Here is a 14487-nt window from a genome sequence, read left to right as displayed (position 1 = left end):
GAATGAGAGGGTCAAAGGGCTTTCCAACGAAACAGCCAGCGTTCCAGAGGCTTGAGCACTCCGCCTTCGAGCGCCAACATCAGTGCCACCAGCAGCACCGTCCAGGCGAATACCTGGTCGCTCTGCACCAAGTCCGCTGCCTGACGTAGGCGGTAACCAATCCCGTCTGAAGCACCGAGCGTCTCGGCCACCAGAGAAACCCGCCATCCAAAGCCAAAGGCCAGCCGGGCACCGGCGAAAAAATGCGGCAGGATACTGGGCAGCGAAATCTTCAGCAGAATCTGCAGGCGTGACTGCCGAAAAGAGCGCGCCAGCTCCACGTATTGCTGCTCCACGGTCTGGGCGCCCTGCCATACGTTGGTGAGAATCAAGGGCATGGCGGTCATGAACACCACGAATACCGTGGTGGCATCGGAGATGCCGAACCAGATGATGGCGAAGATCGCCCAGATCGCCGACGAGACCGTGTTAAACACCGCCAGCACAGGCTCGAAGAAGCGCGCCAGGGCCCGGTTGCCTCCCAGCGCCAGGCCTAGGGGCGTCCCTACCAGGGTGGCCAGCACAAAACCACTAAGCACTCGACTGAGCGTGGCACCCAGGTCATGCAGGAAACTATCCTTCTGCAGCAGGTCGACCAGCGCACCGGCAACCCGCTCCGGTCCCGGCAGGACAAAGGACGGCAGCTGGCTAGCGGCATACCACCACAGCATCCCGACCACCGCGACGAGGGCCAGGCGCTGTAGGACAAGACGGGCAACACGGCGGGCAACCTTCATCTCAGAGTTCCAACCGCAGGCGGCGAATTTGCTCGCTCACCGCTGGATCGGTAGGTACGCGTGGCTTCGGCAGCAGCAGGCGCTGCAGCGCCTTGATCCGGCCCGGCCGCGGCTCCAGCACCACGACGCGGTCGGCCAGCACCACCGCCTCCTCCACGTCGTGAGTCACGAAGAGGATGGTCATGCCGGCCAACACCTGCAGCCGTAGCAGCTCCTCGTGCATCTGGGTGCGCGTTTGTGGATCGAGCTTGGAGAAGGGTTCGTCCATGAGCAGCAGCCGTGGCTGTCCGACCAGGCTCCGGGCCAGCGCAGCGCGGCTGCGCATGCCGCCGGACAACTGATGCGGCCAGGCCTTGGCGAACTCGGTGAGTCCTACCAGATCCAGCGCTTCGGCCACCCGCCGCGCCCGCTCGGCCTTGTCCAGTCGGCCCTCCAGACCAAACCCAACGTTGGCTTGTACGCTTCGCCAGGGTAGTAGGCGATCTTCCTGGAACATGTAGGCCACCTGCTCCCAGGCGGTGAAGCTGGCGGCCGGCGCGCCGAACAGCCGCAGGTCGCCACCATCGGCGCACAGCAGACCGGAGACGATATTGAGCAGGGTGCTTTTGCCACAACCGGACATGCCGAGTAGCGCGACGATCTCACCCTGATCAACGCTGAAGGAAACATCGTGCAGCACCTGCAGCTGCTCGAAGTGCTTATCGATGCCGCTCAATGCCACCGCTGGCACCGGCTGTTCGATGGTAACGGCGGCCGTCATCGGGCGAACCTCGCCGCCAACAGCGGTAACGAGGCTCCCGCCTCGCTTAGGCTGGCGTAGACCTTCTCCATGGTCATGCTTTGAAAGGTCTCGATGTGCCGCCGGGCGATCAACTCGGCACGCTTGCCGTCGCCTTCCTCGAATGCCGCGATCATGGCGTTGTGATCATGCTTGATCTCCGGCTTGGTGCCCTGGACGTTGAAACCCAGGGCGACCAGTCGGCTCATCTCATCCATCAGGCCGGACAGGGTTCGCAACAGGCGCTCGTTACCGGTGGCACGAGCGATCTCCAGGTGGAAAGCCTTGTTGGCATCCATGAAGACGTCGATCTGATCGTGCAGGGGGACGGCATAGCGCACTCGGCAAGCAGCCTCCAGCACCCTCAAACGCACGATGTCCACTCGCCCAACGGCTAGCCGCGCGGCCATCGGCTCCAACTGCACCCGTAAGGCGAATACTTCCTCGACGTCTTTCACCGTGACTGGCGCTACCTGATAACCCTTGCGTGGCCGGGACAGCACCAGGTGTTCGTGGCTCAACCGGGTCAACGCGATCCGGCAGCTGCTTTTGCCAATCCCGTAGCGCTCCATCAAGCCGGGCTCGGTGATCAAAACGCCGGGCATCAGCAGGCACGAGAGGATGTCGCGCCGAATGCGCCGATAGGCGGCCTCGGCTTGACTGTCTGCAGTGTTGGTTGAGCGAGAAGTCACGAGCGATGTGCATCCACGTTGATTGTGAGCAGCTCACAGCAGATGTCTGTGGCGATCACTGAGGCGCACCAGGCTACGTGAGCTAAACCAGCGGTAGAAATAACGCTTCTGGCTAAGGATCGAGGTATGGCGTCTATCGTGAGCCGCTCACACGGAAGGGATCGCGATCGCGCTGCGCGACGAAAAAATTCATCGTGGGTAACACGGGAAGTCGCACAGCGACCTGAATGAAACAGGCTGTGGCCGGTATGTCCCTCACCGGCAATGGATTCGTATCGAAGCTCAGGATCAGCTAGTACGGCGCTATGCAGAAGCCGTTCCTAAGACGTCAATTTGGTGCCATCGCATGCCGAACAGGACCACCTCAGCCCGCCTTGAACACCCCGCTCAAGACAAAGGCATAGCGTTCCGGCCGGATGTAGAAAGTGGTCAGGTCGCAACAGCGGCCGTCGGCGAAGCGCGAGGTGCGTTCGAGCACCAACAGCGCCGTCCCGCGCTTGACCTCGAGGCACTCGGCGAGCATTCGGTCAGCGGACTGGGCGCGGATCGCCAGGTCGGCGCGGGCCACCGGCTGGCCGGTGAGTCGTTCGAGTAGCGAGTACAACGGCACCTGGCCGAGGGCCTCCCAGTCCACGTCACCGAGTTCGTCCACCAGGTGGCTGCTGGCATAGGCGATGGGTTCGTCGTCGACCAGATGCACTCGCTGCACGGCCAGGCAGGTGCCGCTGAAAAGGTCGCACAACGAGTCAGGCACCATGATCCGCCGCTGACCGAGCAGGCGCATGCTGGGATTCAAGCCCTGCAGCAACAAGGCCTCGTGAAAGCTGCGCAAGGCATTCAGTTCATGGCGTACCTGGCGGGCGGCGACGAAGGTGCCCTTGCCTTGCTTGCGTTCCACTACCCCTTCCGCCTCGAGCCGGCCCAGGGCCAGGCGGATAGTGACCCGACTCACGGCGAAGCGCTGCACCAGCGCGGCTTCCGAAGGCAGCCGACCACTGGGGCCAAAGGCGCCCTGGCGGATTTCGTCGAGCAGCTGATTACAGATTTGCTCGTAGAGCGCGGTGGAGCTGTCTCGTTGCAGGGTCACGCAGGTCATCCTATCCAACGCTGAGCACTGGCCCTTTGCCTCTAAGGTTAGAAGGAAGGGTTCTTAGGCCAACTTGTATTAATACGTATTATTGCAACCATCCATTGTAAAGCAGTTGGGTCAGGTTGCCATGACGTCCATTCCCGCCACCGCCGCTTGCTATCCACCCGCCCTGAGTGTGGCCGCGGTGGAATTCGCCTATGCCAACGGTCAGCCGGTGTTCCAAGGGCTCGACCTGGCGGCGCAGCCTGGAGAATTCGTGGTCCTGCTTGGGCCTTCAGGGTGCGGCAAGACCACCCTGCTCAATCTCCTGTCCGGCTTCCAGCAGCCCCAGGCGGGCGAGGTGCTGATCAATGGCGCCCCCGCGCGCCCTGAGCTGCCTGAACTTGGCTACGTGTTCCAGAGCCCGCAACTCTTTCCCTGGCTGAGCGCCCTGGAGAACGTCCGCTTCGGCCTGCGGCTGGCCGCGCAGCTATCTGCCGCCGCCCAGCGGGAACGAGCCCTGGAGTATTTGCGTCTGGTCGGATTGGAGCAGGTCGCCCATCGCCTGCCGCGCCAGTTGTCCGGGGGCATGCAGCAGCGGGTCGCCCTGGCGCGCGCCCTGGTGCTGGAACCCAAGGTACTGCTGATGGACGAGCCCTTCGCAGCGCTCGATGCCATCAGCCGCGCCAGCCTCAACGAGGAAACCCTGCGGCTGTGGTCCCGCCTGGGCCAGACCGTGCTGTTCATCACCCATGACATCGACGAGGCCGTGTTTCTCGCCGACCGTGTCGTCTTGCTGGACGTGGCGCCCCGCGGCCTCCACAGCGAAGTGCGCATCGACCTGCCTCGGCCACGTCGCAATCTCGAGACTCGCCGCCTGCCCGCCTTCTTCGACTACCGCAACGAGCTGACGGAACGCATCGCCACCGTGATGGCGAAGACTTCGTCGCTGCCTGTGCCCTCCCCCTGAATACCTCGCCGAGTCCACACTGCCATTATCAAGAAGCTGCTCCTGCCCCTCGCCCTGGCCTGCACCACGCTGCTGGGCAGTGCCCAAGCTGCCGAACCCCTGAGGATCGGCTACGTCTTCGCCATGGCCAACGCGCCCGTGCTGATCGCCGAGCGCCTGGGCTATTTCAAGGAAGAAGGCCTAGCGGTGGAGGTCAAGCCGCTGGGCGACGGGCCGGTCATCCAGCAGGCGCTGGCCGCCCATGAACTGGACGTGGCCTACGTCGGTACCCCGCCGGTCTACCAGTGGTACGCCCGGGGCCTGAAGAGCGTGATCCTGGCCAAGGTGAACTACGGCCAGGCCGCCGTGCTGGCCGGAGCCCAGAGCGGCCTCCAGGACCTGGCCGGGTTGAAAGGCCACACGCTCGCCGGGGTCAAGAAGGGCAGTGGCATGGACGTGCTGCTGCGCGGTTATGTGCTCAAGGAGCACGCCGGGCTCGATCCGGATCGTGACTTGACCATCGTCGACCTGCCGCCGGGCAACATGAACGCCGCGCTGGACCGCGGGATCGTTGATGCCGCCTTCTCCTGGGAACCCTTCGTCAGCCAGGCGCTCCTGCGCGGTTCGGCGCGACTGCTGCTGGACGTCAACCAGGCGTTGCCGCAGTACCCCTGGTACGTGGTGATCGGCCTACCGGAAACCCTGCGCGACCGCCCCGACGACGTGGTCAAGCTGTTGCGCGCCCACCGCCGCGCCATCGCCTTCCTCAACGAACATCCCGCTGAAGCCAACCGCATCATCGCCGACGCCTTCAAGCTCGAACCCGTACAGCGCGCCGATGGCAGCACGGCGGACGGGGTGGCCATCGTCGCCGAAGCCCGTCACCGGCTGGGCTGGTCGGCGGACCTGGCACCCGCGGACCTGGCGTTCATCCAGCGGCTGATGGACTACTCGCGTGCGCTCAAATTCATGGACACCCAGGTGCCGCTCGCCGACCTGGTGGACACCGCCTATCTGCAACGTGCCAGCCAGTGACGCCGCCATGACTCTGCCACGCCCACATTGGGGCTGGGCTTCGCTGCCCTGCCTGCTCCTGGTCTGGATCGCCCTGGCCAGCCGCTTTCCCAGCTATGTGCTGCCGCCGCCCTGGATGGTGGCGGCCGAAGCCTGGCGCTGGCTGCAGGACGGCTCGCTCTGGCTGCAATTCAAGGCGAGCGTCCTGGAGGAATTGGCCGGCTTCGGCGCGGCGGTGCTGGTAGCCGTCCTGCTGGGAACGACGGCCGGCCTGTCGCGGCATTTCCGCGATTTCGTCGCACCGCTCAACAGCCTGTTCATGGCCATACCACCCATCGCCTGGGCGCCGCTGATCCTCATCGTCTTCGGTCTGGGTTTCTTCTCCATCGTCCTGGTGATCTTCATCGCCGCGGTCTTTCCCATGGCGGTGACCATCCAGGAGGGGGTGCTGGGCATCCGCGACGGCGAGGTGCGCGCCGCTCGCACCCTGGGCGCCAGCCGCTGGCAACTACTGGGTTACGTCTATCTCCCCGCCTCCCTGCCCTTTCTCACCGCGGCACTGCGCATCGGCTTCAGCCAGGGCTGGCGGGCCTTGGTGGCGGCGGAAATGATCGGCGCGTCCCAGGGCATCGGCTGGATGGTCTCCATGGGCGGCCAGATCGGCAACGCCAGCCAGGTGCTGCTGGGCATCACCCTCATCGGCCTGCTGGCCTGGCTGATGGAAAGCCTGGTGTTCCGGCGGCTCGAGCGTCACTACCAGGCCTGGCGAGCGGCCTGACGTCCCTTTCCTTTTCCCTTCCGAGGTAACCTCAGTGACCCAGACCTTCGATCCCCGGGACGCCGGCGACTACATAGCACCGCAGGGCCTCTATGCGCGTAACAAGGCGCGGCCCTTCCTCGGCAGTATCCAGTGCGATCGCCAGACGCTGGTAGCCGGACAATGGGACGAGTTGACCTTCGTCTACGAGGTGGGCGCGAGCGGCCTGGCCGATGGTGCCTGGCTCAAGCTGGCCTTCAAGTTCTATTCGGACTGGGCGTTGTTCCAGACCTCCGACCCGAGCGGCCCCAACTACGTCAGTGCCGAATACCAGGCGGGCGAACTAGTGCCGGGCCAGAGTCCCGCTACCGTTCAGCACCTGCAGGTTCGCTTCGACCAGAAGGGCCATGAGCGGCCCTTCCAGAAGGCCATCCTGATCGATATCGTCGACGGCTACCTGAACCCCGGCGATCGCATCGTCATCCGCCTTGGCGACCGCCGCCAGGGTGGCGCTGGGACCCGGGTGCAGAGCTTCGTCGAAAAGGACTTCCGCCTGCGGCTGTTCATCGATCCGCTGGGCAGCTCCAAGTTCGCCGAGGTACCTGGCGACCTGCTGCTGGACATCGTCCCCGGGCCACCCGTGCGCCTGCAGGCCATCGCGCCGCGGCTGGTCGGGCGGACGCAGCCCTTCGATATCCTGATCCGCGCCGACGACGCCTGGGGCAACACCTGCCGGCAACTGCCCTTGAACGGCCTGCTCACGCTCAGCGGACCTCAGGACCAGCGCCGCACCCTGCCCCTCACCCTGGCCGAACAGGGCTGGGCGGTGGTGCGCCTACCCGCCGTGACCCTGGACGCTCCCGGCGAGTGGTCGATCACTGCGGAAACGAGGCACGCGGGTGTGGCCAGCGCCCAGGCTTACCTCGACGTTGAGGCCGCCGTCACCGGTCTGCGGCCACTTTACGCCGATCTGCACGTGCATTCGGACGATACCGTGGGCACCAACGACACCCTCTACAACCTGAGCTACGGCCGCGACGTGGCCGGCCTGGACGTGCTCGGCTACACCGCCAACGACTTCAACATCACCGAGGCGCGCTGGGACGCGGCCGTAGCGCTGATCGGCGAACTCAACGAGCCCGGTCGTTTCGTCTGCTATCCCGGTACCGAATGGTGCGGCAACTCCTGCGCCGGCGGTGACCGCAACGTGATCTTCCTGCATGACGGCAAGCCCGAGTTCCCCTTCGACGCCCAGGGCCGCCTGGTGCGCTCCTTCGAGTGGAACGAATTCACCGCCGGCACCCTCAAGCCCGGCGCCTGGCCGGTGGACGAGCTCTATGCCGCCTATGCCAAGGACCCTGAGGGTCACCTGATGATGCCCCACGTCGGTGGCCGCCGCTGCAATCTCGACTGGCATCACCCGGAACTGGAACGCCTGGTGGAAGTGGGCTCGGCCTGGGGCCAGTTCCACTGGGTCTATGCCGAGGCGCTGCAAAGGGGCTATCGGGTCGGCGCCGCCGCCAACAGTGACGAGCACCAGGGGCGTTGCGGGGGCGGTGTGCCGGCGACGGCGGTCTTCGGCTCCCGGGGTGGTCTCACCGGAGTCCTTGCCGAGTCCTTCGACCGCGCCGGGGTCGGCCGCGCCTTGCGCGCCCGGCATACCTTCGCCACCACCGGCGAGCGCAGCCATGCCGAATTGCGACTGGGTGATCAGCTGATGGGCGACGTGGTGCGCGCGACCGCGGCAGATCGCCTGGACTATCGCCTGCTGGGCGATGCCGGCTGGGAGAGCCTGGAACTCTATCGGGGCGAGGCGCGGCTGTGGTCGCGCAACCTACACCGGGAGCTGGGCCTGGCCCCCGCCCGTATTCGCCTGCGCCTGGGCGGTGCGCGGATTAAGGATCGCTACCGCGGCGCCTACTGGAGCGGCGAGTTGCGTATCCTCGGGGCGACGCTCCAGGGCTTCCGCCTGCTGGGTGCCGATCACCCCGAGCAGTGCGTCTGGCGCCAGGATGCTACTACCCTGGCCTTCCGCACCGACACCAACGGCGACACCGACAGCCTGGAGATCGACCTGTCGCACCTGGAGGGCGTGCGTTTCGAGTTGGCCGTCCGTATCAATGGCTATATCAAGGTGGGCGATCCCCTCACGCCCCAGCCCCACGTGCAGGCGCCTCGCCTTGACCGCCGCATCGAAGGCGCCGAGTTGCTGGCCCGGGGCGAAGTGGTGGAGTCCCTGGCCGGCGCCGAGCTGCAGGTGGCCCTGGAGCGTGTCACCGACCAGTCGCTGCCGCGCGAGCTGAGCGGCAGTCTGGCCCTGGCCGATCTGGAGCTGGCAGCGGGCCGCGAACACCCGCTGTTCCTGGTGGGCCGTCAGCGCGATCAATCCCGCGTCTGGACCTCGGCACTGTTCGTTACCCTGTAGTGGGCACTGCCAGACACCCGGCAACGGGTGTCGGTAGCCACCGAACGGCATTACTCTGTCGCCTCGACACTATTTAGGGATTGCCGCCGATGATCGCCGTGCCGGGCACTGCCGCTTTCCTGGAGAGCACAGCGTGGAGCTGAACCTGCTGGGTCTCTTCGCCCTCGCCTTCACGGCCGCGGTCGCTTTGCCAGGGCCCAATGTCGCCTTCGCCGTCGCCCTGGTGTTGCGCCATGGTCGCGGCACCGCCCTGCCCGGCGCGCTCGGTTTCGCCCTGGCCACGGCGCTGCACGCTGGCGCGGTGCTGGCCGGCCTGGGGCTGCTGATCCAGCAGCACCGGGACAGCCTGCTGTACCTGCGCTGGGCGGGAGCGCTCTATCTGGTCTATCTCGCCGTGCGCGCGTTGCGCAGCTCCGCCGATCCAGGCGCATCCCAGGCCGCACCGCCAGCTGCCAGACGCCTGTTCCTGGATGCCCTGCTGATTTCCCTGAGCAATCCCAAGGGTTGGCTGGCCAGCCTACTGACCTATCCTGCCTTTATCGACCCGCAACGGCCCTACGCCCCCCAGGCCCTGCTGCTGACCCTGACGGCAGTGGCCATCTCGCTGTCGATCTACGGCGGCTACATGCTCCTCGCACATCGCGCCCGCGCCGCCTTCGCCAAGGAAACCCAGCTCAATCGCCTCTCGGCCATCATCTACCTGCTGGTGGCGCTGGGCCTGGTGCTGCTACCTCACTAGTCCTGCAAGGCCGCATCCAGGGGCACGCGATACCCCGTGGCCAGGCGATTGGTCTCGTTGGCCATGCCCACCACCGCCTGCAGCTCGCCGAACATGGCGTCCGTCATCCCCGCCCGGCGCGCGGCGGCCAGGTGCGAGGCGATGCAGTAGGGGCAGTTGTTGGTCACGCTGACCGCCATGTAGATCAGCTCCTTGGTGAGCGGGTCCAGTGCCCCGGGTTGCATCACCTCCTTGAGACTCTCCCAGGTCCGCCTGAGGGTCGGCGGGTGGGCCGCCAGGCACTTCCAGAAATTGTTCACGTCCTCGACCTGGCGCACCCGCTTGATGTCGTCGTACACCGCACGAACGTCCGCCGAAGCCTGTGCATATTCGATCAAGTGCTTGGACGTCATGGCGTTTGCCTCCTAGTTTTCGACGACACCTCATCGCCGGACAAGGAACCAGCCTAGATGCCAGCCACTCGCCTCGCCACTGCCCTCTGCATCGCCCTCTCGTGCGCCGGCCTTGCGCCGGTCCAGGCCGCCCAACCGGGCCTCTGGGACACCTATGCACAACTCAAGACCAAGCGCTGGGTCGACCTCACGCACCCGTATGATGAGAACGTTCCGCACTGGAAAGGCTTCCAGCCCGCCGAGCGCAAGCGCCTCTACAGCATCGAGAAGGACGGCTTCGCCGTGGATCAATACACCCATGTCGGTCAATGGGGGACCCATGTCGATCCGCCCGCGCACTTCCATACCGGCAAGCGCACCCTGGACCAGATCGAGGTCAAGGTGCAGTTACTGCCGCTGGTGGTACTCGACGTCCATCGCCAGGTGGCCGGCAATCCGGACTACCAGGTGACGCTCGCCGACGTCCAGGCCTGGGAAAAGCGCCACGGACCGATTCCCGCAGGCGCCTTCGTCGCCCTGCGAACCGACTGGTCCCAGCGCTGGCCAGACCAGCAGCGGATCCAGAATCTCGATGCCCAGGGGGTGGCCCACTACCCGGGCTGGAGTCGCGAGGTCCTCGCCTACCTCTACGAAACGCGCAAGGTCACCGCCTCCGGGCACGAGACCACGGATACCGATCCGGGCGTTGCCACCAGCCGCGACGACTATTCGCTGGAGTCCTACATCCTCGGGCGCGATCACTACCAGATCGAGCTGCTGGCCAACCTGGACCAGGTCCCCGAGGCCGGCGCCCTGATCTCCGTGACCTTTCCCAGGATCGCGCGGGGCACGGGCTTTCCAGCGCGGGCGTTCGCCATCCTGCCCGACTAGCTAGGCACTGGCGCGCCAGGCGGCTGCCAGGTCCTCGATCAGGGTGCTGGCGTCTTCGAGCCCGATATGCAGGCGGATCACCGGCCCCACGATGCCCCAGGGTGCCGGTCGCTCGCTGAAGGTCACCGGCATCACCAGGCTTTCGAAACCACCCCAGGAGGCGCCCAACCCGAACAGCCGCAGCCCGTCGACGAAGGCCCGGAAGCGCTGGGGATCGGCATCGCGCAGCTCGAAGGACAGCAGGCCATTGCAGCCGTGGAAATCGCGCTGCCACAGCTCATGGTCGGGATGCTCCGGCAAGGCGGGATAGAACACCCGTGCCACCTCCGGCCGGCCTTGCAGCCAGAGCGCCACGGCGGTGGCCTGGCGCTGGTGTTCGGCGAGTCGCACCCCCAGGGTACGGGCGCCGCGCAAGACCAGCCAGGCATCGTCAGGGCTGACGGTATTGCCCAGGGTATCGCTCGCCCGCGACAGCGGCGCCCAGGCGGACTCCCGGGTACAGACGCTGCCGAGCATGGCATCGCTATGGCCGCCGACATACTTGGTCAGCGCCATCACCGAGATGTCGGCGCCCAGCGCCAGTGGCCGGTAGAGGTAGCCGGAGCCCCAGGTGTTGTCCACCGCCAACAGCACGTCACGCGCCTGGCAGGCCTGCGCCAGGGCCGGCAGATCGCACAGTTCGTACAGGCCCGACCCCGGCACCTCGGTGTAGACCATCCGGGTGTTGGGACGCCAGCGCCCGTCGAGGTCATGGGCGGTAGCGGGAAAGAATTCCACCTGGATGCCCAGGGGCTCCAGCAGCTCGGCCGCGACGCGGCGGATCGGCCCATAGACGGCGTCGGTGACCAGCAGGTGGTCGCCGGGGCGTAGATAGGCCAGCAGCATCTGCGCCGCGGCGGCAAGGCCGGTGGGATAGAGCTTGGTGCGATAGCCGCCCTCCAGCTCGGTCACCAGGTCTTCCAGGGCGAAGGCGGTTGGATTGCCCCGGGCGCCGTAGCTGAGCAGGCGCTCCTGATCGCGGCGCCGACGGGCGTCCTCGAGGGCATCCAGGCTGTCGAAGAGCACGGTGCTCAGGCGCTCCACCGGCGGATTGACCGCGTAGCCACCGCTCGCTCGCTGAGGACGAGCGCCATGCACCAGTCGGGATTGCAGATCCTTCATGCCCTCCCCTCCGCCAGCAAGGGCCGGAAGCCGGCGCGTTCCTCGGCGCCGAGCTGGTCGAGCAAGCCCAGTTCCCAGGCCAGGTACTGGCGCGAGGCGGCCTTGTCGCCATCGTGGCGGCCATGGGTGAAGAACAGGAAGTCGCAGCGCTCGGCATCGCTCAACGGCGCGCCGCCCTGGCTCACGGCCAGGCCCGCGGCGTTCCAGGCGTCGGGACCGTCCAGCAGCACCTGTGCCCTGGCGGCCTGGGCGGGCGGCAATTCGCCCAAGGCCAGCGCGGCCACCGTGGGATCGCTGGCGATCAGCACCAGCGGCCGTTCCTCCTCGGCCAGGTCGGCCGCGAGGCGCGGGCGAATGGACCAGCGCGCGCCGGTCAGCCGGCTGGCAAGAAAGGCGGCGCTGGACCGCAGATCGACCAGGGCAACGGTGGCACCCAGGGCCGCCAGCGCCGCGCTGTCCACGATCGCCACGGGTGGCGTGACCGGCGCCTGCGGCGGAGCGAGCGCCAGGTCGCCATGGATACCCTGGCTCAACACATAGGCCTCATGACCGAGCTGGCGCAGCCAGCTGGCGGTGGTCGCCGCGCGGACGTCATCGGCGTCGACCAGCACCAGCCGCGCGCCGCGCACGCCCACGTACTGATCGGTCGCCTGCACCAGTTGGCCCCCTGGTGCGTGCTGCGCGCCCGGCAGACTGCCCGCGGCGAATTCTTCCGGGGTCCGGACATCGCAGAGGAACAGGCTACGGTCCGGCTCCGCCGCCCAGCGACGTACCTGGGCGGCGTCTACCCAGCGTACGCCGGCCCGCTCGGCCAGCTGCCGCGCGCTACCGGCCAGTGGCTGGGCATCGCCGGCCGGCCCCGTGGCATGGCGGCGCGTGGCGCCATGCTCCAGGTCGAGATCGGCGAGGAACCAGCCCTGGGTGCCGTTCTCCAGCGCATACACCGGGTTCTTCACCCCGAGATTGATCAACGTCTGGGCGCCGATGATGCTGCGGGTCCGGCCGGCGCAGTTGATGACGATGGGAGTGCTCTCGTCCGCCACCAGCTCGCCCAGCCGATAGGCCAGCTCGCCGTTCGGGCAGCAGCGCGACCCGGGAATGGTCATCTTGCGGAATTCTTCGAACGGTCGCCCGTCGAGCAGCAGCAAGGGCTCACCCCGCGCCTGGCGTTCGTGCAGTTCGTGTGCCGTCAGGTGCGGGGTATGGCACTGCAGCTCGACCAGTTCGCCGAAGGTCTTGGAGGGCACATTGACACCGGCGAACACCTCGAAACCGGCCTCCCGCCACCCCTGGAGTCCGCCCGCCAGGCGCCAGACCTGGCGATAGCCCAGGGCGCGCAGCCGTTCCAGAGCCCGCGGCGCGACGTCGTCGCCGCTTCCGTCGTAGATCACCAACCGGACGTTGGAATTGGGCGCCAGCCGGCCGACGTCGAGCTCCAGGCGGCTGTAGGGCAAGGAGACCCCGTAGAAGAGATGATCGGCGCCATAGTGGCCGTGCTCGCGCACGTCGAACAGCGCGATCTCGGCGCCATCGTGCAACCAGGTCTGCAGGGTATGGGGTGAAACCAGAGCGTTCATGGGCGGCCCGTGAGTGGCTGGAGGGAGGTCATTCGAGGTTCAGCGACGCTTCGCTGGGCGCGAGCGCGCGGCCGCGCGCATAGGCTCGCTGGATGGCCGGACGCGCCTTGAGGCGTTCGCGCCAGGCGGCGAGCTGGGGAAAGTCGGTGAGCCTGAGTCCCTGGCGCCGTGGCTGGATCCAGGGAAAGATCGCCATGTCGGCGATGGAATAGCCACCGGCGACATACTCGGCACTGGCCAGCCGCCGTTCGAGCATGCCGTACAGCCGCTCGGCCTCGCGTTGCAGCAACTGCTGGGCGAACACCTGCGGCTCCGGCGCCTTTTCACGCAAGACCTGCAACTGGCTCAGATAGGGCGTCACGTGGCCGACCTGCCAGAACAGCCATTGCTGGACCTGCCATGGATCGCCGGCGCCCTGGAAGCGTCCGGCCTTGGCGGCCAGGTAGCTCAGGATGGCACCCGACTCGAACAGCGCCAGGGGGCCCTCGCCGGTGGCCGGCTGGTGATCGACGATGGCCGGAATCCGCCCATTGGCGCTGATCGCCTGGAAGTCGGCGGCATGCTGCTCGCCCGCGCGGATGTTGACCGGCACCAGCCGATGGGGCAGCTTCAGCTCTTCGAGCAGGATGGCGATCTTGAGGCCGTTGGCGGTCGGCCAGAAATGCACGTCGATCATGCCCGTGGGACCGCCACCGAGGGTTCCATCTGCGACCTGTTGTAGTTCTGCACCCGCCCTTCCGGGCTCACGCCGAAGCGCCCGTCCAGGGCCTCCAGGGGGCGCCCGTAGAGGTGGAAATGCAGGGTCGGCTGGCTGCCTTCGGTACGGATGTCGTGGATGTCGTCACCGAGGAATTCGATGCTGGTCCCCGGCTCCACGGCGACCTCGCGGTCCAGCGCCAGGTCAGCGAAGGCCGGGTCGCGGCCGTCGTCACGGCGGCGGTAGACGCGATTGAATTCCTGGCCTTGGACGGCAACGATGATCGCCCAGGTCTCGTGGTTGTGCGGCACGGTCTGCTTGCCCGGCAGGAGCGCGTTCAGGTAGAGCGTCGGCGCCTCGTCACCGTGGTCGTTGAAGCGGTAGCGATGGGCGGTCTTGCCGGCGTCCGGTCCGGGCACCGGGAAGTGCGCCAGGTCGAAGAGATCGCGCCGCTCGGCCAGCTGCGCCAGGCGGGCGGCGATGGTTTTCAGGCGTTCCCGGTCGATACCCTGGGCCTGGAGTTCACGGACCTCCTCCAGGAAGTCTTCGACCAGGCGATGGTGTTCGGCATAGCTCATGGGGTGTCCTCGG

The 14487-nt window shown here is 66.7% G+C and carries 13 protein-coding genes and 1 pseudogene; 6 read left to right on the top strand and 8 right to left on the bottom strand.

Features of this window, described 5'->3' with window-relative positions; genetic code table 11:
- Positions 1-11 precede the first annotated feature (11 nt).
- From FSV73_RS01245 to FSV73_RS01230, 4 genes are all read right to left on the bottom strand, one after another.
- Positions 12-776 carry an ABC transporter permease gene (locus tag FSV73_RS01245; protein ID WP_145002715.1) on the bottom strand — a complete coding sequence of 255 codons (765 nt, stop codon included), beginning with the start codon at positions 774-776 and terminating at the stop codon, positions 12-14.
- Between the two features lies 1 nt (position 777).
- Positions 778-1536: an ABC transporter ATP-binding protein gene (locus FSV73_RS01240; protein ID WP_145002712.1), complete on the bottom strand. Its 759-nt coding sequence runs from the start codon at positions 1534-1536 to the stop codon at positions 778-780.
- Positions 1533-2246: a GntR family transcriptional regulator gene (locus tag FSV73_RS01235; RefSeq protein WP_260856005.1), complete on the bottom strand. Its 714-nt coding sequence runs from the start codon at positions 2244-2246 to the stop codon at positions 1533-1535. Before FSV73_RS01235 ends, FSV73_RS01240 begins: the two co-directional genes overlap by 4 nt.
- Before the next feature lie 364 nt (positions 2247-2610).
- Positions 2611-3333: a GntR family transcriptional regulator gene (locus FSV73_RS01230; protein ID WP_145002710.1), complete on the bottom strand. Its 723-nt coding sequence runs from the start codon at positions 3331-3333 to the stop codon at positions 2611-2613.
- A gap of 130 nt (positions 3334-3463) precedes the next feature.
- Here FSV73_RS01230 and FSV73_RS01225 point away from each other — a divergent pair, with 130 nt between their 5' ends.
- From FSV73_RS01225 to FSV73_RS01205, 5 genes are all read left to right on the top strand, one after another.
- Positions 3464-4285, top strand: coding sequence for an ABC transporter ATP-binding protein (locus FSV73_RS01225; protein WP_145002707.1), 822 nt, complete (start codon positions 3464-3466; stop codon positions 4283-4285).
- 24 nt (positions 4286-4309) lie between these two features.
- Complete coding sequence (locus tag FSV73_RS01220; protein ID WP_145002703.1) at positions 4310-5299, top strand: ABC transporter substrate-binding protein; 990 nt, start codon at positions 4310-4312, stop codon at positions 5297-5299.
- A gap of 7 nt (positions 5300-5306) precedes the next feature.
- Positions 5307-6056, top strand: coding sequence for an ABC transporter permease (locus FSV73_RS01215; RefSeq protein ID WP_145002700.1), 750 nt, complete (start codon positions 5307-5309; stop codon positions 6054-6056).
- 34 nt (positions 6057-6090) lie between these two features.
- Complete coding sequence (locus FSV73_RS01210; RefSeq protein WP_145002697.1) at positions 6091-8460, top strand: hypothetical protein; 2370 nt, start codon at positions 6091-6093, stop codon at positions 8458-8460.
- A 133-nt stretch (positions 8461-8593) separates the two neighbouring features.
- Complete coding sequence (locus tag FSV73_RS01205; RefSeq protein WP_145002694.1) at positions 8594-9199, top strand: LysE family translocator; 606 nt, start codon at positions 8594-8596, stop codon at positions 9197-9199.
- Here FSV73_RS01205 and FSV73_RS01200 read toward each other — a convergent pair.
- The gene (locus FSV73_RS01200; RefSeq protein ID WP_145002690.1) at positions 9196-9591 is read right to left on the bottom strand and encodes a carboxymuconolactone decarboxylase family protein; all 396 of its coding nucleotides are present in this window, start codon (positions 9589-9591) and stop codon (positions 9196-9198) included. The genes FSV73_RS01205 and FSV73_RS01200 overlap by 4 nt on opposite strands.
- A gap of 57 nt (positions 9592-9648) precedes the next feature.
- Between FSV73_RS01200 and FSV73_RS01195 the strand changes: the two genes are divergently transcribed.
- Positions 9649-10461: a cyclase family protein gene (locus tag FSV73_RS01195; RefSeq protein WP_145002687.1), complete on the top strand. Its 813-nt coding sequence runs from the start codon at positions 9649-9651 to the stop codon at positions 10459-10461.
- Here FSV73_RS01195 and metC read toward each other — a convergent pair.
- The 3 genes and pseudogenes from metC to FSV73_RS01175 form a co-directional block, all read right to left on the bottom strand.
- Positions 10462-13199 (bottom strand): annotated as a pseudogene (metC, locus tag FSV73_RS25720) (cystathionine beta-lyase).
- Positions 13200-13227: 28 nt separating this feature from the next.
- Positions 13228-13875 (bottom strand): glutathione S-transferase family protein, encoded by a 648-nt coding sequence (locus FSV73_RS01180; RefSeq protein WP_145002678.1) that lies wholly within the window; start codon positions 13873-13875, stop codon positions 13228-13230.
- Positions 13872-14474, bottom strand: a complete 603-nt coding sequence (locus tag FSV73_RS01175) for a cysteine dioxygenase family protein (RefSeq protein ID WP_145002675.1) — start codon at positions 14472-14474, stop codon at positions 13872-13874. The genes FSV73_RS01180 and FSV73_RS01175 overlap by 4 nt, the downstream gene beginning before the upstream one ends.
- Between the last annotated feature and the right edge of the window lie 13 nt (positions 14475-14487).

Source organism: Pseudomonas oryzihabitans, from assembly GCF_007665395.1.
Taxonomy (GTDB): Bacteria; Pseudomonadota; Gammaproteobacteria; order Pseudomonadales; family Pseudomonadaceae; genus Chryseomonas; species Chryseomonas psychrotolerans_C.
The sequence above is the reverse complement of the archived record's forward strand: the minus strand, read 5'-3'. Positions and strand labels throughout refer to the sequence as shown.

What these genes read in the sequence shown, in the direction of transcription:
- FSV73_RS01245 (WP_145002715.1), bottom strand. Translation starts at nt 776, where the DNA reads ATGAAGGTTGCCCGCCGTGTTGCCCGTCTTGTCCTACAGCGCCTGGCC.
- FSV73_RS01240 (WP_145002712.1), bottom strand. Translation starts at nt 1,536, where the DNA reads ATGACGGCCGCCGTTACCATCGAACAGCCGGTGCCAGCGGTGGCATTG.
- FSV73_RS01225 (WP_145002707.1), top strand. Translation starts at nt 3,464, where the DNA reads ATGACGTCCATTCCCGCCACCGCCGCTTGCTATCCACCCGCCCTGAGT.
- FSV73_RS01215 (WP_145002700.1), top strand. Translation starts at nt 5,307, where the DNA reads ATGACTCTGCCACGCCCACATTGGGGCTGGGCTTCGCTGCCCTGCCTG.
- FSV73_RS01200 (WP_145002690.1), bottom strand. Translation starts at nt 9,591, where the DNA reads ATGACGTCCAAGCACTTGATCGAATATGCACAGGCTTCGGCGGACGTT.
- FSV73_RS01195 (WP_145002687.1), top strand. Translation starts at nt 9,649, where the DNA reads ATGCCAGCCACTCGCCTCGCCACTGCCCTCTGCATCGCCCTCTCGTGC.
- FSV73_RS01180 (WP_145002678.1), bottom strand. Translation starts at nt 13,875, where the DNA reads ATGATCGACGTGCATTTCTGGCCGACCGCCAACGGCCTCAAGATCGCC.
- FSV73_RS01175 (WP_145002675.1), bottom strand. Translation starts at nt 14,474, where the DNA reads ATGAGCTATGCCGAACACCATCGCCTGGTCGAAGACTTCCTGGAGGAG.